Source organism: Bacillus sp. 123MFChir2 (genome assembly GCF_000383235.1).
GTDB lineage: Bacteria > Bacillota > Bacilli > Bacillales > Bacillaceae_G > Bacillus_A.
The window spans coordinates 1-18,335 of the sequence record NZ_KB910963.1 but is presented as its reverse complement, the minus strand read 5'-3'; the positions used below and the strand labels follow the sequence as shown (position 1 = coordinate 18,335).

Genomic DNA, 18,335 nt, shown 5'->3' with positions numbered 1-18,335 from the left:
GATATATCGGCGACTTTTTCGATATATCGGCCCTTCGACACGAAATAAAGACGCCTCGACATTGTTCTGCGTTTTAAATGCCCGATTGGTTCAACTAACCGTCAGTGGGGATACCCCCAGTTTCACTTTATAATCCTAATGAAATATATTTAATTTCTAAATACTCTTCAATTCCAAAATACCCACCTTCACGGCCGATACCACTTTCTTTAAATCCACCAAATGGCGCCTGCGCAACCGATGGTAGACCATCATTTAAACCGATAATTCCGTATTCTAATGCCTCACTAATTTGGAATGCTTGACTAATATTTGTTGTGAAGACATACGCTGCTAGGCCATATGGTGTGTTATTAGCACGCTCAATTACTTCTTCAGCTGTTTTAAATTTCGCAACAGGTGCAAGTGGCCCAAATGTTTCTTCTGTCATACATAACATCTCATCATTCGCTTCGCCGATTACAGTTGGCTGAACAAAGTGACCATCTAATTCTGCAACCTTTTGGCCTCCGTTCAGTACTTTTCCGCCTTTTTGAATGGCATCTTCTATATGTTCTTGCACCTTCTCAACAGCAAATTGATCAATAAGTGGTCCGACAGTTGTACCTTCTGCAAAACCGTCACCTACTTTTAATTCTCCGACAGCTTTTTGGAACTTCTCTACGAAGTTCTCATATACATCTTCTTGAACAAACACGCGATTCGTACAAATACACGTTTGGCCAGCATTACGGAATTTCGAACCGATTACCGCTTCGACAGCTTTATCTAAATCCGCATCATTCATCACAATAAACGGTGCATGACCACCTAATTCTAGAGAAACTTTTTTCACTGTTTCTGCAGCACCGCGCATTAATTCTTTACCAATTTCCGTCGATCCCGTGAATGATACCTTTCTCACACGTCCATCATTCATCCATGTATCAGCAATTGCTTTCGCGCTTCCTGTTACAATATTTAAAACACCTTTAGGAATGTCTGCTTCATGCGCTAGCTCAGCTAATTTTAATGCTGTTAATGGCGTTTGACTTGCTGGTTTCACAACTGCCGTACAACCAGCTGCTAATGCAGGTGCTACTTTTCTTGTAATCATCGCTGCCGGGAAGTTCCACGGCGTAATTGCTGCTATGACACCAACAGGTTGCTTCGATACAAGAATTCGCTTATTCGGATGAGAAGCTGGAATCATGTCTCCATATACACGCTTACCTTCTTCCGCATACCATTCTACAAAACTATTTGCATAGTTTACTTCACCAAGCGCTTCCGCAAACGGTTTTCCTTGTTCCTTTGTCATAATAGCCGCGATTTCTTCTTTATGCTCATCAATTAATGCAAACCACTTTTTCAATTTGTTCGCACGCTCTGCTGCTGTTAACTTCGACCAAGTCTTAAATGCATCATGCGCCGCATCCACCGCTTGCTTCGCCTCTGTTACTCCGCCTTTCGGTACAGTAGCAAACACATATTGCGTAGCAGGATTGTTAATTTCAATTTGCTCATGCAAATGAATCCACTCTCCATTTATGTACATCGCTTTCTTATCTAACATTGCCTTTTTATCCAATTTATTCGTCCTCCTTTATATTTACTATTATGATATACCTTTTTAAGTAACATAAAAAACGAGATGCTCACAGGCCTCGCAAAACACAACAGGACCCGCTCTCACCCCTCCCAAAAAAGAAAGGTTTTTTTATGTTGGATTTTCTCAATTCGTATTTACCGATATTTCTTCCTCTTCAATAAACTTTTTAATTTTCCGCGTTGCCGCCGACTGACTAATCTTTAGCGCTTCCGCTACCTTATAGCTTGATCCATGTACTTTATACGCCTTTAAAATAAGACTACGCTCTACTTCTTCTAACATTTCATACAAACTTTTCCCCGATTGCTCAATCGTCGACTTTTGCATAGATAACGGTAAATCGTCCATTGTAACAAGCTCATCTGTAGTAATGACAACACGTTCCATTACATTTTCTATTTCGCGGTTGTTTCCTTCCCACGGATATTCTAAAAATGCATGCAACACATGCGGGGATAACCTCACACTGCGTGCATACTTCTCATTAAAATGGTGTAAGTAATACGAAACGAGCGGTAAAATGTCTTCCTGCCTCTCACGTAAAGGAGGAATATGAATGGGGATAACGTTAAGACGATAATATAAATCCTTTCGAAACGTTCCCTGTTTCACCATCTCTTGCAAATTTCTATTTGTTGCAGCTACAATGCGAACGTCTACTTTTTTTAATTCTCTGCCTCCTACTGCACGAAACGTTTTTTCCTGTAAAACTTGTAAAAGCTTCGCTTGAATTTCAAGAGGCATTTCGCCAATTTCATCTAAAAAGAGCGTTCCTTTATGAGCCAGTTCTAAAATCCCTTTTTTCCCTTCGCGATGCGCACCTGTAAAAGAACCGCCTGCATATCCAAACAGTTCAGATTCAATTAAATTCGTTGGCAAAGCGGCACAATTGATTTCATAAAACATTTCATTTTTCCGATGGCTCAGTTCATGTAAATGGCGTACTAGTCGGCTTTTCCCGACTCCGGTCTCTCCTAAAACAAGAACTGTACTATCGACTACAGATACCTTTTTTATTGTTCCAACGATTCTCTCCATCGCTGCACTTTTAAAAATGAGTCCTTCATGCTCATATGTTTCTCGTAATTCTTTTTTATACGTTTTTAATTGATCAGTCATTGTCTCTACCTGTTGACGCAGTTGATAGAGCTCTGTTAAATCACGCGAGTAGCTAATGACCCTCCGTAAATTGCCTTGGCCATCAAAAACTGGCCGCGTTCGAACATGTAAGTACTCTCCCGATTTTGTCGTTTGTACAAGTTCAATCGGCTTCTTTTTTTCAATCACTTCAAGAGTTGCCGACGGATAAAAAATCCCGTCCTTTTGCAGCTCTTTTACACTCTTACCAACTAATTGTTCAGCGGGTAACTGGTAATGCCTTTCACACATGCTATTTACACGAACGACAATCCCTTTCTCATCTGTTACAAAAATTTCATCAAAAGCGTATTCAAATACATCTTTCAAATCCATAAACGCTCGTTCCTTTTCCGCCACCATCCCAGTCACTCCCTGAGGTTTAAATAGTTTAAAAGTTTCATAACCCTGAAATATCACAGAGTTTCTCTTAGAAAATATATGATATTCAAACACGTCCAATTTATATAATGCTATCTTATCATTATATAACAGGGAGCCTGGAAACAGTGGCAAACAAGTTTTTAAAATATAGATTTAATACAGCTTCAAGCACGGCTAGATGCTCTTAAAAAGAAAAGAGGGTTTTATGCCTTTTTTTCAATACACAAATAACGGCCACGTAGAACACAACAAGACCCGCTCTCACTTTCTCCTTTTGTTTTAAACTTAGCATGTGGCAGAAAAGGGCCTTGACCGCCTCTACGCACGGCCAGCTGCTCTCGTCCATCTAAAAAAAGAGAGTTTTTATATCTTACACGTGCGCTTTATCTACTTTTCCATAACAAGATTGCAGCGACTCTTCTAGAATCATAAGCCCTTCTTCAAGCTGCTCATCCGTAATTACAAGCGGCATTAAAACACGCACGACATTTCCGTACGTACCTGCCGTTAATAGCAACAAGCCTCTCTTATTTGTTTCTGCAATAAGCTTACCAGCTAGTTCCTTATTCGGTTCTTTCGTCATTTTATCTTTCACTAATTCAAAGGCACACATCGCTCCTAATCCGCGAACATCACCAATGCATTCACATTTTCCAGCCATTTGATGAAAACGATCCATCACTACTTTTCCAATATGCACAGCTCTTTCATTTAAATTTTCTTTCTCCATTACATCAAGAACAGCTAATGCAGCGCTGCATCCTAATGGGCTTCCAGCATACGTTCCGCCTAATTCACCCGGCGCAGCCTCATTCATTACTTCTTTTCGGCCAATTACACCGCTAATTGGCACGCCTGCCCCTAGCGATTTCGATACCGTAATTAAATCTGGTACAACATCGTAATGGTCAATCGCAAAATATTTCCCTGTACGGCCAAATCCTGTTTGAATTTCGTCAGCAACGAACAAAATGCCATGTTCAGCACATAAACGGTGTACTTCTTTCACAAACTTTTTACCCGGAACAATAAAGCCGCCTTCTCCTTGTACTGGCTCCATCACAACAGCAGCAATACTTTCTGGTGCAACTTCTGTGATTAAGAAATTTTTAAACTCTTCAATAATGAAATCTTCATATTGCTCTTCTGTTAATCCATCTGGTCGGCGATATTCATAAGGAAACGGTGCTTTATACACTTCTGGTGCAAATGGACCAAATCCGTTTTTATATGGCTTTACTTTACTTGTCATTGTCATCGTCATTAATGTGCGGCCGTGAAACCCTTTTGTAAAGGCAATAATCCCTGTTCGTTTCGTATACTTACGAGCAATTTTCACTGCATTTTCAACCGCTTCCGCTCCACTATTTAAAAATAAAACTTGCTTATCAAAATTACCTGGTGCAAGCGTAGCTAGCTTTTCTGCCAATTCTATATACGACTCATACATCATTACGTTAAAACCTGTATGAATATATTGATCGATTTGCTTATGAAGAGCTTCCGTAACGGCCGGATGACAATGTCCGACGTTAATTGTACCGATTGCCCCCGCAAAGTCGATAAACTGATTTCCATCTACATCTGTCACAAGCGCTCCTTGAGCCGATTGTACAAATGTTTGAATTCCATTACTTACTCCTCTTGGTACAATATTTTGACGGCGTTCAAATAAAGAAGCTGCCTTTGAACCCGGAATATTTTCATTAACTTTCGCAAAATTTGTTTTCATGATATTCTCCACCTCTTTTAGTCATTTGCCTTTTATAATGCAAAATGTGTGCCAACTTATAAATGCACGATCCCTCATGTTTCCAGACGTTTCGACATAAAAAAACAAGTCATTAAAGACTTGTTACAAGTCTTTAATGACTTATCCGAAAGGTTTCTCTCTGGGGGTGGTATGAGATTTTAACTCGATGGGCATGTGACGATAGCCCAAGAACAAACAAAGCGAAAAACCCTAATTTATCAAATCAAAGTTTGTATGAGTTTTTACGAGTTCATTCCATGTGTTTATATTCGCTGGCCAGTAAAATATCATCTCACCTAAGCTCGTACTTCGTTTTCTATTCTATCATTGCACATATTTACTTTAATTTATGAAAAAATACTATTAAACATTTTCATATAATTGTTATAATATAATTAGACTGATATAAGAGTTTTTTCTAGATTATATATTTGAAGAACTCTCATGCAAAAAGAGCAAATTCTCTACTTGAGAACTTGCTCTTTTTTGCAGAGAAACATTACCAGAAGGCCCTAAGGGAGTACCCAAATTTCACAAAAAACTCCCCACATCCCTTCGTAAAAATATATAGATATAATATAATTTTAAAATTTACAAAAAGATTAAGAGGCGATAAAGAATGAAAAGATATATTAGAATAAAAGGAATTGGCACATATTTTCCAAAACGAAAAGTAGATTCTTTTGAAATAGATCGCATGCTAGATGTACCAGAAGGCTGGACATTAAAAAAATCCGGGGTAAAAACACGATACTTTGCTGATGGTGAAACATCTTCTTATATGGGTGCTGAAGCTGCAAAAAAAGCTGTAGAAGATGCTAAGTTAACATGGGCTGATATCGATTGTATCATCTGCGGAAGCGGAACGATTCAACAAGCAATCCCTTCTACTGCATCACTTATTCAAGAACAGCTCGGACTACAGCACTCTGGTATTCCATGTTTTGATATCAACTCAACATGCCTAAGTTTCATAACAGCACTTGATACAATTTCTTACGCAATTGAATGCGGGAGATACAAAAATGTTGTTATCATTTCTTCTGAAATTTCTTCTGTGGGATTAAATTGGGGACAAAATGAAAGCAGCATTTTATTCGGTGACGGTGCGGCAGCTGTTGTGATAACAAAAAGCGATCATACATCTTCCATTATAGCTTCCCATATGGAAACATATAGCTCTGGTGCGCATCTATCAGAAATTCGTGGCGGTGGAACGATGATTCATCCTAGAGAATATAGCGAAGAGCGAAAAGAAGACTTCCTGTTCGATATGAATGGCAGAGCTATTTTTAAACTATCTTCTAAATATATGTTGAATTTTATCGAAAAACTACTTATGCATACTGGTTATTCCCTAGATGATATTGATTTAATTGTTCCTCACCAAGCAAGTGGACCAGCTATGAGACTGATTCGTAAAAAATTAGGAGTTGATGAAGAGCGCTTTATGACCATTTTTGAAGACTACGGTAATATGATTTCCGCATCTATTCCAGTCGCCCTTTTCGAAGCGATTAAACAAAAGAAAGTGCAACGCGGAGATAAAATATTATTGCTAGGTACTTCTGCAGGACTTTCTATCGGGGGCATCCTTCTTGAGTACTAAGAAAACAGTATTAATTACAGGGGCACGTGCACCAGCGGCTTTACATTTATGCAGACTGTTTAATAACACCGGACATACCGTTATTATTGCAGATAGTATTCCTTATCCATTAAGCAAAGTTTCAACAAGTACTGATTACTTTTATGAAATTCCTTCTCCAAAGTGGAAAACAAATGAAAGTATCCATGCGCTGCTATCAATTATTCAACGCCACAATGTGGATTTACTTATTCCTACTTGTGAAGAAATATTTTATATATCTAGACATAAAGAAAAATTAAGTCCATTTTGTCATGTATTAGTAGATGATTTTAACAAACTTTCATTACTCCATAACAAGTGGGAATTTATTCAATTAGTGGCGGATTTAGGTTGGCAAGTTCCTGCAACGTATAGAATAAATAATGAACAAGCCATAAGGTCAATGATTCACCAAAGACCAGCCACTACTCCTTTTGTGCTAAAGCCGATTTTCTCTCGTTTTTCTGATAAAGTGGAATTTATTACAAAAGAGGCTGTTATAAAAGAAATCATGGTAGACAAGTCAGATTATATCATTCAAGAGTTTATACAGGGAACACAGCATTGCTCCTACAGTATCGCACAATCTGGGAAAGTGTTAGCTCACTCTACCTATAAAACGGAATTCACGGCAGGCCTAGGCGCTACCATTGCATTTAAACATATTAATCATCCTAAAATTGAACAGTTTGTTAGGCATATTGTAAAAGAGCTAGATTTCTCTGGACAAATTGCCTTTGATTTTATCATTACAGAGAATGGAGAGGCTATTCCAATTGAATGTAATCCACGTACCACAAGTGGATTACATTTATTCGATGAGGAAATATTATCCGCTTTTTTTAATACAAAAGTAAACAATACACTAATTCCAAAACTAAATTCTGAGTGTGCAATTCGGTTAGCAATGCTTTTATATGGCCTCCCCTACTTAAAAAGTAAACAAAAACGTAAGCGATGGTTAAAAGTTCTATGCTCCTATCCAGATATCATTTATAGTCACACTGATAGGAAATCATTTTTTTATCAATTTTTTAGCATGTATAAATTATGGCGTGAAAGTTATAAACATGAACGGACTATTTTAGAGCAAACAACATATGACATATCATGGGATGGTGAAAATTTATGAAAATGCTAGTAACTGGCGGAACGGGCTTTCTAGGACAAAAACTCGCCTTTCGATTGATGAATATGGGCTATGAAGTAACGGCAATTGGGAGAAATAAAACAATCGGGAAATTATTAGAACAAAATGGAATTGAGTTTGTACATTGTCCTCTTGAAGACAGGAATCGTGTTCTACAAGTTTGTAAAGATAAAGATTATATCTTTCATAGCGGCGCCCTTTCTTCCCCTTGGGGCAAATATAAAGATTTTTACAATGCGAATGTGTTAGGAACAAAACATATTATTGAGGGAAGTCAAAAGTCCGGTATAAAACGCCTTATCCATGTATCAACACCAAGTATTTATTTCTATTATGATGAACGACAAGATGTAGTAGAAAACGCGAAACTTCCTAATACATTTGTAAATCATTATGCAAAAACGAAGTACATCGCTGAACAAGCTGTTGATCAAGCTTTCACTCATGGTTTACCAGTTATCACGATACGCCCACGCGCTTTATTCGGTCCAGGAGATAACGCTATTCTTCCACGTCTTATTAAAGTATGCGAAAAAGGTGCCCTACCGAGAATTGGTACAGAAAATGTTCTTGTTGATATTACATATGTCGAGAATGTTGTAGATGCCTTACTTCTTTGTATGCATTCCCCAATACATACATTAGGACAAAAATATAATATAACAAATGACGAACGTGTAAATTTATATGAGGTCATTGAAAATGTAATGAAACGCCTTGATAAGGAGATACAATATAAAAAAATTTCCTACAAAACTGCTTTTACACTAGCTACTATACTAGAAGAAATTTCAAAAACTATTTTATTCGGAAAAGAACCTATTCTCACAAAATATACTGTTAGTGTCCTTTCAAAAAGTCAGACATTAAGTATTGATAAAGCTAAAAAAGAACTAGGATATGCTCCAAAGATCAGTATAGAAGAAGGAATTACAAAATTTGTAGACTGGTGGAAAATACAATGAAAATCAAATCTTTAAAGCTATATGATACAGGCTATTGCACACATCCAGAAAAAATTGCATACTCCAAGGGCAGTTGGAAACAAATCCGTTTTCCAGCTACAGTAGGATTACTTCAGCATCCAATCTTAGGGTATATTTTATTTGATACTGGATATGCTGGACACTTTAAAGAAGCAACAAAAAAATTCCCTTACTCTGTGTATGCAAAACTTACCCCTGTTCATTTTACGGAAGAGCAATCTATTAAACAGCAACTGCTTCTTGATGGTATTCAGCCAGAAGAAATTAAATATATTATTCTTTCTCATTTTCATGGCGATCATACAGCTGGTCTGCCCGACTTTCCAAAAGCCAAAATACTAACCTTCGCCAAAGCTTATGAGGATATAAAACAGAGAAGTAAATTTGGAGCTCTATTAAAAGGGTGCCTAAAAGATACACTGCCGATTGATTTAGAGCAAAGGATGACATTCATTGATCGAACTCCATCCCTTAACTTCCCCCCTACATATGGAAAATTTGAAGAAGGCTACGATGTATTTGATGATGGCTCCTTACTTGCTGTTGACTTAACAGGACATGCAACTGGACAATTTGGTCTATTCGTCCATTTACATAGTAATAAAATTGTCTTTCTTTGTGCAGACGCAGTGTGGCTAAGTAAAACTTATAAAAACCTTGTATTTCCTAGTAAGGTTGCCAACCTTTTAACTAGCGATCCAAAATCTTACCGAAAGAATATTGAGAAGTTACACCATTTATCGCAAATATCACCTGAGATTGAAATTCTACCAACTCACTGTGAACACACATGGAATAAAATTAAAACAGGGGTGTACTATGAATAAATTACGGATTCTCCAGCAATACTTGAAAACAAAATATTGTTTTCGATTTTCAGATCGCAAACAATTGGAACTGTTTCATAAACAACAAATAAAAAAACAACTTTTGTTTACTATAGAGACGTCTCCCTTCTATCGCCAGTTATATACTCCTTTTTTAAAAGAAATTCAAAAGGGAAATTTTACTGCACTCCCTATCATTGATAAAGAAGTAATGATGGAACATTTTGATATATTAAATACAGTTGATATTTCAAAGGAAGAAGCATTTCGTGTAGCATTTGAAGCAGAAAAGACTCGAAATTTCTCTCCAACAATTCGTGATATAACTGTCGGGTTATCATCAGGCACTAGTGGAAATCGTGGGGTTTTTCTCGTTTCCGAGAAAGAACAAACGTTGTGGGCTGGCTCGATTATTGGAAAGGTGCTTCCTTCTAGCATTCTACATAAACACACGATTGCTTTTTTCTTACGTGCAAATAGCAATTTATACGAAGCAACAAAAAATAAGCGAATCTCATTTCATTTTTTTGATTTACTAGATTCGTTTCATCAGCATATCACTCGATTAAATGAAGTAAATCCATCTATTTTAATTGCACCTCCGTCTATGTTACGAAAAATCGCTTACTGGCAACAAGAAGGACTTATTATGATTTGTCCCCAAAAAATTATCTCTGTAGCAGAAGTGCTTGAAGATATTGATAGAGAGTTTATTCGTGCAACTTTCCAACAGACAGTACACCAAATTTACCAATGTACAGAAGGTTTTCTTGCTACCACCTGCAGACAGGGTACATTACACATCAATGAAGATCTCGTTCATATTGAAAAAGAATACTTAGATCAGGAAAACGGGATATTCGTTCCCATTATTACTGATTTCATGAGGAAAACACAGCCTATAATACGCTACCGTCTCAATGACATATTAATTGAGAAAAAAACGGCGTGCATCTGTGGTTCTCCCTTCTTAGCCTTAGAACGAATTGATGGTCGATGCGATGATATATTTATTGGAATAAGTGAATTGGATAATAGTGAGATATCTATTTTTCCTGACTTCATTCGAAGAGCAATTTTGTTTGCATCCAATGAAATTCAAGAATTTAAAGTAGTGCAGCACAGCATAGACAAAGTTGAAATTAAACTTAAAGTACCACCTAAACATCTCAAATCATGTAAATTAAATGTAATACAAGAGTTACATACACTGTGGTCTACTAAAAAGTGTGCTATACCATATTTTTTCTTTTCACATTACGATATTCAATTATATGATAAAAAATTAAAAAGAATAGAAAGCCTTGTAAAGCATGGTGAACATATATGATTAAGCTACATAATATTCATTCCTTGCATAGCATTGACTGGGCCTCAAAAAAAGATGGAGCATATGTACGAGACAGCTTCCTGCCTCTCTTTCAAAAGGGCGTTACAGCATTTATTAAAAATGTTAACACTCATCTATTTCTATTAGAAATTGATGATCTCATCTTGCCAGTTACTATTAATAACGCGGAGTTCGAAAATTCATATGTATGTTCCCCTTATACACATTACATATCCTATGCATTAGAAGAGTTATGGGAGTTAAAAAAACCATGGCTAGAGAAGCTACTAACCTATCCGATTCATCTTATGGGAAGTTGGCTACGACGAACGAATATTAATAAAGTAATTGTCGTAAATAATTGGATGCTTTCAACAAATCTTTATCATTCTATCAACAAACAACAAATCGAACAGATTACGAATTTATTTGTTGAGAAATTTCCAGAGCATACAATTCTATTTCGCTCTTTAAATAACGAATTATATCCCACAATTACACAAGCATTATCTACAGTAGGTTACAATAAAATTATGTCTCGTTCTATATACTTATTTGATCCAAAGCACTATAAAGAAATGAATCGAAAAAAACGAAAAGACTTATTAAACGATAAAAGTTTATTAGAGAAAAGCAATTATGAAATAATTACGAATGAAGGATTTACAAAAGAAGATATTTTACAAATTTCCAAGTTATACAACCAACTATATATTGAAAAATATTCCGGTTATAATCCAATGTTTACACCCGCTTATTTATGGAATGCTCTTCAGCATCATTTATTTGAGATAAAGGCCATAAAAAAAGGAGATACAATAGATGGTGTCATTGCTTATTTTATTAGGGATGGAGTTATGACAACTCCTATCCTTGGCTATAATACAAACTCTGATCAGCAACAAGGCTTATACCGTATTCTTTCCCTCCTTATTACAATGGATTCTATCGAAAAAGATTTAATTTGTCATTGTAGTGCTGGGGCTGGTGAGTTCAAACGAAATCGTGGTGCAAAACAGCAGATTGAATACAATTATATGTATCACGCTCATTTGCCACCTAATCAACAAAAGGTATGGAAAGTATTAACTTGGATACTAAATACATGTATAGAACCGATGGCAAAAAAACATCGCTTTTAAACAAAAAAGAGATAAGACTCGTAATGTGTAGAAACCATAAGTAGTAAGTATATTATTAGATCTTACATATGAAAATAATTTTTTCGGGCTACAGGATACACTTGATTCGCTCGGAAATGAATTAGTTAAAGGAATTCATTTTACAAAGAACAAAATTGATGGTATTGGAAAAGCAAAAAGTAACCAATGCTATTCTTAGGTTATCAGTAAATTATTTAACTAATTTTATGCTTAGCGTTCAGAGAAGCGGTTAATGTCTTAGCGTGGTTTTTATATCATTTAGTTGATAAGAACTCATCGAAATCAAGTTAAAAAATACATTCTTCCCCGAAACGAAAAAACCGAGCTAAATTCTCATAAATAACTGTAGAGATATAAATTTTTTGCTTGAGGATATTTCAAAACCTTAACTTGATGGACATGTGGTACTTCCCCTCTCTATATGAACCACTGCTAGACAGAACAAAATATGACCTGCTTTCACCCTCTAAAAAGTTTTCCCATCTTCACAAAAAAACTACCTCTTACAAGGTAGTTTCTTTATGTTCTGGAATAAATAACTCCAAACAGTGATACACATTTTCAAATTCCATCGGTGCATCACCGCCGTATTCACCATCTAAATTAATCATTAATTTTTCTGTTGAATGTACTTTGATTCGATTTGCTTGTGTGTATAACACTTTTGGATTATTGATATGCTCACCGCGCTGCGCTTGTGTCGCTGCTTTAATTAAGTCGGCAATTGATCCTTTTTTCAATATTAATAAATCAAATAAACCATCATTAATAGAAGCATATGGCGCTACTTTTTCAAAGCCGCCGACTGAGCGTGTATTTGTAATCAAAAACATTGTAATTTCTTCTCGTAATATTTTTCCATCATATTCAATTTCTACATATGTTGGATGTAAGGATGGTAACATTTCAATCCCTTTTAAATAATACGCAAGTTGTCCAAGTACTGTTTTTAATTTACTTGGTACTTCGTATGTTAATTCAGTTATGCGGCCACCGCCTGCAATATTAATAAAATATGTATCATTTGCTCTTCCAAGATCAAGAGGTACCGTTTGGCCGGCACAAATGATATCAACAGCTTCTTCAATTGAACGAGGTACACCAATCGCCCTAGCAAAGTCATTTGTTGTGCCAACTGGAATAATTCCGAACTTTGGACGATGTTCATTTCCAACTAACCCATTCACAACTTCATTTAATGTACCGTCGCCGCCTGCTGCGATTACAACGTCAAACTTACGCTCTGCCGCTTGCCTCGCCGCTACAGTCGCATCTCCAGGACCCGTCGTCGCATGACATGATGCTTCATACCCTGCTTGTTCTAATTTTTGTAGTACTTCTGGTAAGTTTTTCTTAAATAACTCCCGACCAGAAGTCGGATTATAAATAATTCTTGCACGTTTCATATAGCATTAGCACAGGAAAACCCTCATTCATCAAAAAAGGGAAAGGAATAGCCGCTAAGTACTCACTTAGCATTCCTATGCATACCCTCCTTCCATTTTTCACTTTCACGAAGTCATATAACTTCATTTTTCACATTAAGGCACTATTTATTTCATGCGATGAAAAAATTCTCTCTAAATTTAGATTTATCATTATTACAAGTTTTTTGCAACTATCTTACCATACTTAACATGACAGCATTTTCCTTATATTTGTCAGTTAATCAAACGTTTGTTTAAACGAAATGCCATTTAAACAAACGTTTGATTAACCTAGAAAAACACCCATATATGGGTGTTTTTCTGATTAATCGTTGCTGTTACTGTCTAGCTCCGGTGGCTAGAACAGTCAGTCGTTTCGCCTCCTCCGACGAAGCAAAAAACGCTTCTCTGTCGAAAGCTCCAACGCCTTCCCGTTCTAATCAAGCCACCTTGATTTTTCAACAGCCACCCTAATGCTATGCAAAACAAAAGGTGACAAGCTACTTGTTTGCTTACTTTGTTTTAACATCGTCCGTGGCAGAAAAGGGCCCTGACCGCTACTATGCATGGCCAGATGCTCTCGACCACTTAAAAAAGGTGGTTTTATGTTAGTTTTTCAATTTGGATTTATATGTCTAGCTCAACTTTTCGTTATGTCTAGCTCCGGTGGCTAGAATACTCGGTCATTTCACTTCTTCCTCCGAGGCAAAGAACGCCTCTCTGTCAAAAGTTCCAATGCCCTCCTATTCTGATCGAGCCACCTCCGCTTTTCGTTATTATCGCTTGTTAATCTCTTCAAGTAAGATTTTATTAACAAGCGGCGGATTTGCTTGTCCTTTTGTTGCTTTCATAATTTGACCAACTAAGAAGCCAATTGCACGGTCTTTACCGTTTTTAAAGTCTTCAATAGATTGTTCGTTATTATCAAGAATTTCTGTTACGACTTTGCGAAGCGCTCCTTCGTCAGAAATTTGAACAAGACCTTTTGCTTTTACGATTTCTTCTGGGTCTCCACCTTTTTCAATTAATTCGTTAAATACTTTTTTCGCAATTTTAGACGAAATTGTACCTTTTTCAATTAATTGAATCATTTTAGATAAACCAGCTGGTGTTAGTGCTACGTCTTGTAATTCTTTTTGTTGTTTGTTTAAGTATGCTAATACTTCACCCATTAACCAGTTTGATGTTAATTTCGCGTCTGCACCGTCTGTAACTGTTGCTTCGAAGAAATCAGACATCTCTTTCGTTAATGTTAATACGTGTGCATCGTAAGCTGGTAAGCCAAGCTCTTCAACATAACGTACTTTACGAGCATCTGGAAGCTCAGGAATAGAAGCACGAACGCGCTCTTTCCACTCATCGTCGATGTAAAGCTCTACTAAATCTGGCTCTGGGAAGTAACGGTAATCGTCAGATCCTTCTTTCACACGCATTAAGATTGTTTTCTTCGTTGCTTCATCATAGCGGCGTGTTTCTTGTTGAATGATACCGCCAGATAATAGCTCTTTTTCTTGACGCACTTGTTCAAACTCAAGACCTTTTTGAACGTAAGTGAAAGAGTTTAAGTTTTTCAGTTCTGCTTTTGTACCGAACTTTTCTTGTCCAACTGGACGAAGGGAAATGTTCGCATCACAACGAAGGGAACCCTCTTCCATCTTACAATCAGATACGCCTGTATATTGAATGATTGATTTTAATTTTTCTAAATATGCATACGCTTCTTCTGGTGTACGCATATCTGGCTCAGATACGATTTCGATTAACGGCATACCTTGACGGTTGTAATCAACTAGTGAGTAACCTTCGCTTGTATGCGTTGATTTACCTGCATCTTCTTCTAAATGAAGACGTGTAATACCGATACGTTTCTTTTTGCCGTCTACTTCAATTTCAATCCAACCATTTTCCCCAATTGGTTTATCATATTGAGAAATTTGGTACGCTTTCGGGTTATCTGGATAGAAATAGTTTTTACGGTCAAATTTTGTTTCTGTTGCGATTTCACAGTTTAACGCCATTGCAGCTTTCATTGCAAAGTTAACTGCTTCTTTATTTAGAGTTGGAAGCACCCCAGGATATCCTAAGTCAATTACACTTGTTTGTGTATTTGGATCCGCTCCGAATTCTGTTGGACTCGCAGAGAAAATTTTCGAATTCGTTTTTAACTCAACGTGAACCTCTAAACCGATAATTGTTTCTAAATTCATCTATGCTCGCCTCCTTACAGACTTGCTTTTTTTGTATGATAATCTGTTGCTTGCTCAAACGCATGTGCAACGCGATAAATTGTTGCTTCATCGAAGTGTTTACCGATAATTTGCAGTCCAAGTGGCATGTTGTTTGCACCGAATCCACATGGAACAGAAATTGCTGGAACACCTGCTAAGTTTACTGGAATTGTTAAAATGTCATTTGCATACATTGTCATTGGATCGTCGACTTTTTCGCCTACTTTAAACGCTGGAGTTGGCGTTGTTGGTCCAATAATAACATCATAGTTTGCAAATACATTTTCAAAATCATTTTTAATTAATGTACGTACTTGTTGTGCTTTTTTGTAATATGCATCATAGTAACCAGAGCTAAGTGCAAATGTACCAAGCATAATACGACGTTTTACTTCGTCACCGAAGCCTTCGCTACGCGTATTCTTATAAAGGTCCATTAAGTTATTCACATTATCAGAACGAACGCCGTAACGTACGCCGTCAAAGCGTGAAAGGTTTGCAGACGCTTCAGAAGAAGAGATTAAGTAATATGTTGCTAATGCGTATTTAGAGTGCGGAAGCGAAACTTCTTCCCAAGTTGCACCCATTCCTTCTAATACTTTTAACGCAGCTAGTACAGATTCACGAGCTTCTTCGCCAACACCTTCACCTAAGTATTCTTTTGGCACAGCAATGCGTAAACCTTTTACGTCGCCAGTTAAACCAGCTAAGTAATTGCCAACTTCAATGTTTGCAGAAGTTGTATCCATACGGTCCACACCAGAAATAGCTTGTAGTAAGTATGCATTGTCTTCTACTGTACGCGTAATCGGTCCAATTTGGTCAAGAGAAGATGCAAATGCAACTAAACCGTAGCGAGATACACGACCATATGTTGGTTTTAAACCAACAACGCCGCAATATGCAGCTGGTTGACGAATCGAACCACCTGTATCAGAACCTAGAGAGAATAATACTTCTCCTGCCGCTACTGCTGCTGCAGAACCACCACTAGATCCGCCTGGAACATACTCTAAATTCCATGGATTCTTTGTTGCATAAAAACCAGAGTTTTCGTTAGAAGAACCCATTGCAAACTCGTCCATGTTTAATTTACCGATTGTAATTGTGTCAGCAGCGTTTAGCTTTTGCACAACTGTTGCATCATAAATTGGGTCAAAATTTGCTAAAATTTTGCTCGCACATGTTGTACGAAGACCTTTTGTTACGATGTTATCTTTCACACCGACTGGCATGCCAAATAGTAAACCGTTATCTTCAGCACCTAACTTCGCATCTAATTCTTTCGCTTTTGCACGTGCATTTTCTTCATCTAATGTAAGAAAAGCTTTTACATTATCTTCAACATCCGCAATACGTTTGTAAGATTCCTCTACTAAATCTGTAACGGAAATTTCTTTGCTATGTAACTTTTTATGTAATTCTGATACAGAATGATCAAATAATGACATCGAAATTCCCCTCCTCTACTCTAATACTGCTGGAACACGGATTTGATTCTCTTTGTGATCCGGTGCATTTTTTAATACTTCTTCAACTGGTAAACCTTTTTCAGGTACATCTTCACGCATAATATTCTTCATATCTAATACATGAGTTGTTGGTTTTACATTTGTTGTATCTAATTCATTTAACTGCTCAGCAAATGTAACAATTGCATCGAGTTGTTTTTGAAATTTTTCTGCTTCTTGATCAGTAATTGCAAGACGCGCTAAATGTGCAACGTGCTTTACATTCTCAACGGAAATTCTTGACACGGCTAGGCCACCTCCATAATATATCGTACAATCTACAATACTATTGATGATACCAAATTTTCAGTAGTTCAAGCAAGTCAACACAGCATACTTCACTCATTTTTGGACAAAAAAAGAAAGGCCTCTGCCTTCCTTATCCACTTTATATAAGTCCATTTTTATTTTTCAACGTATAAGCCTCTGCTATGCAGGATACAACATAAGCTGTATTCGTTTGCTCCCTCTGTTTTAACATGGAACGTGAAAAAAAGGAACCGACCGCTTCTACACACGGCCAGTTGCTCTCGCCAACCTAAAAAAAGAAGGTTTTATGTCCTTTTACTCACCATACAATTCCATTTAATAGAGTCCATTCTTACTTCTCAATTGTTTCTTTTTTAGAAACTGGTTCAGTATGAATGTTATTTGCATTATCCTCTTCATTATCACGAATTGTTTTTTGCAGTACAAAACTAGACATTGTTAAAAATAATGTACCAATTAAATAATAGCCTTTTACACTGAGCGGTTCCTCTAACGTATAAATACCAATTAACATGCCAGAAAGCGCACAAACGAAAGATGTCCATGCTAAAAACGTGAACGCTTGGGTGTTCCTTCTTCTCATTGTCTCTCTCCCTTACTATTTTCAATTCGTTATAAATTATTAATACTATTATTTTATATTTATGTAACTCTTACTTTCGTATTACTCTGACACACATTTCATTTCTGTGAAAATAACTTGATTCAGAGCACAATTTAACTTTTTAACAATAAATCTAGATCTTCTTTTTGCGTGTGAAACACGCAAAAAGACAATAAGAAAGAAGACTACTGTTCTTTAGATATTTTTTCAGTAGTTGTGTATATGAAATCGGAAACTGGTCTATGCTAGTAATTTTGAGTATTCAATAAATGCTGTTCGTTGTTTCAATATATGGTATATCACCTTAATTACTTTATGCGCAATGGCGATGATTGCTTTTCGCT

General features: G+C 36.7%; 14 protein-coding genes. 6 read left to right on the top strand and 8 right to left on the bottom strand.

What is annotated here, in order from left to right; translation table 11 throughout:
* Positions 1-127: 127 nt before the first annotated feature.
* The 3 genes from H280_RS0117610 to gabT all read right to left on the bottom strand — a co-directional run bounded on the left by H280_RS0117610 (position 128) and on the right by gabT (position 4,844).
* Complete coding sequence (locus H280_RS0117610) at positions 128-1,537, bottom strand: NAD-dependent succinate-semialdehyde dehydrogenase (protein WP_442852830.1); 1,410 nt, start codon at positions 1,535-1,537, stop codon at positions 128-130.
* A 177-nt stretch (positions 1,538-1,714) separates the two neighbouring features.
* A complete protein-coding gene (locus H280_RS0117605) occupies positions 1,715-3,091 on the bottom strand; it encodes a sigma-54 interaction domain-containing protein (protein WP_020062451.1) in 1,377 nt (458 codons plus the stop codon).
* 391 nt (positions 3,092-3,482) lie between these two features.
* Positions 3,483-4,844 (bottom strand): 4-aminobutyrate--2-oxoglutarate transaminase, encoded by a 1,362-nt coding sequence (gabT, locus tag H280_RS0117600; protein ID WP_020062450.1) that lies wholly within the window; start codon positions 4,842-4,844, stop codon positions 3,483-3,485.
* 640 nt (positions 4,845-5,484) lie between these two features.
* Between gabT and H280_RS0117595 the strand changes: the two genes are divergently transcribed.
* Genes H280_RS0117595 through H280_RS0117570 form a run of 6 tightly spaced genes read left to right on the top strand, consistent with a single transcriptional unit; the run spans position 5,485 to position 11,930 of the window.
* On the top strand, positions 5,485-6,474 hold the full coding sequence (locus H280_RS0117595) for a beta-ketoacyl-ACP synthase III (protein WP_020062449.1): 990 nt from the start codon (positions 5,485-5,487) through the stop codon (positions 6,472-6,474).
* Positions 6,464-7,627: an ATP-grasp domain-containing protein gene (locus H280_RS0117590; RefSeq protein ID WP_020062448.1), complete on the top strand. Its 1,164-nt coding sequence runs from the start codon at positions 6,464-6,466 to the stop codon at positions 7,625-7,627. The genes H280_RS0117595 and H280_RS0117590 overlap by 11 nt, the downstream gene beginning before the upstream one ends.
* Positions 7,624-8,610 carry an NAD-dependent epimerase/dehydratase family protein gene (locus H280_RS0117585; RefSeq protein ID WP_020062447.1) on the top strand — a complete coding sequence of 329 codons (987 nt, stop codon included), beginning with the start codon at positions 7,624-7,626 and terminating at the stop codon, positions 8,608-8,610. The genes H280_RS0117590 and H280_RS0117585 overlap by 4 nt, the downstream gene beginning before the upstream one ends.
* Complete coding sequence (locus tag H280_RS0117580) at positions 8,607-9,458, top strand: MBL fold metallo-hydrolase (protein ID WP_020062446.1); 852 nt, start codon at positions 8,607-8,609, stop codon at positions 9,456-9,458. Before H280_RS0117585 ends, H280_RS0117580 begins: the two co-directional genes overlap by 4 nt.
* Positions 9,451-10,788, top strand: a complete 1,338-nt coding sequence (locus H280_RS0117575) for a F390 synthetase-related protein (protein ID WP_020062445.1) — start codon at positions 9,451-9,453, stop codon at positions 10,786-10,788. The genes H280_RS0117580 and H280_RS0117575 overlap by 8 nt, the downstream gene beginning before the upstream one ends.
* Positions 10,785-11,930, top strand: a complete 1,146-nt coding sequence (locus H280_RS0117570) for a hypothetical protein (protein WP_020062444.1) — start codon at positions 10,785-10,787, stop codon at positions 11,928-11,930. Before H280_RS0117575 ends, H280_RS0117570 begins: the two co-directional genes overlap by 4 nt.
* Positions 11,931-12,454: 524 nt before the next feature.
* Here H280_RS0117570 and H280_RS0117565 read toward each other — a convergent pair.
* The 5 genes from H280_RS0117565 to H280_RS0117545 all read right to left on the bottom strand — a co-directional run bounded on the left by H280_RS0117565 (position 12,455) and on the right by H280_RS0117545 (position 17,970).
* Positions 12,455-13,357, bottom strand: coding sequence for a diacylglycerol kinase (locus H280_RS0117565; protein WP_020062443.1), 903 nt, complete (start codon positions 13,355-13,357; stop codon positions 12,455-12,457).
* A gap of 797 nt (positions 13,358-14,154) precedes the next feature.
* Positions 14,155-15,585 (bottom strand): Asp-tRNA(Asn)/Glu-tRNA(Gln) amidotransferase subunit GatB, encoded by a 1,431-nt coding sequence (gene gatB, locus H280_RS0117560; RefSeq protein ID WP_020062442.1) that lies wholly within the window; start codon positions 15,583-15,585, stop codon positions 14,155-14,157.
* 14 nt (positions 15,586-15,599) lie between these two features.
* Positions 15,600-17,057, bottom strand: coding sequence for an Asp-tRNA(Asn)/Glu-tRNA(Gln) amidotransferase subunit GatA (gene gatA, locus H280_RS0117555; RefSeq protein ID WP_020062441.1), 1,458 nt, complete (start codon positions 17,055-17,057; stop codon positions 15,600-15,602).
* A 15-nt stretch (positions 17,058-17,072) separates the two neighbouring features.
* Entirely contained in the window at positions 17,073-17,363 is a 291-nt protein-coding gene (gene gatC, locus H280_RS0117550) for an Asp-tRNA(Asn)/Glu-tRNA(Gln) amidotransferase subunit GatC (RefSeq protein ID WP_020062440.1), read from the bottom strand.
* Between the two features lie 355 nt (positions 17,364-17,718).
* Positions 17,719-17,970, bottom strand: coding sequence for a YiaA/YiaB family inner membrane protein (locus tag H280_RS0117545; RefSeq protein ID WP_020062439.1), 252 nt, complete (start codon positions 17,968-17,970; stop codon positions 17,719-17,721).
* Positions 17,971-18,335 lie beyond the last annotated feature (365 nt).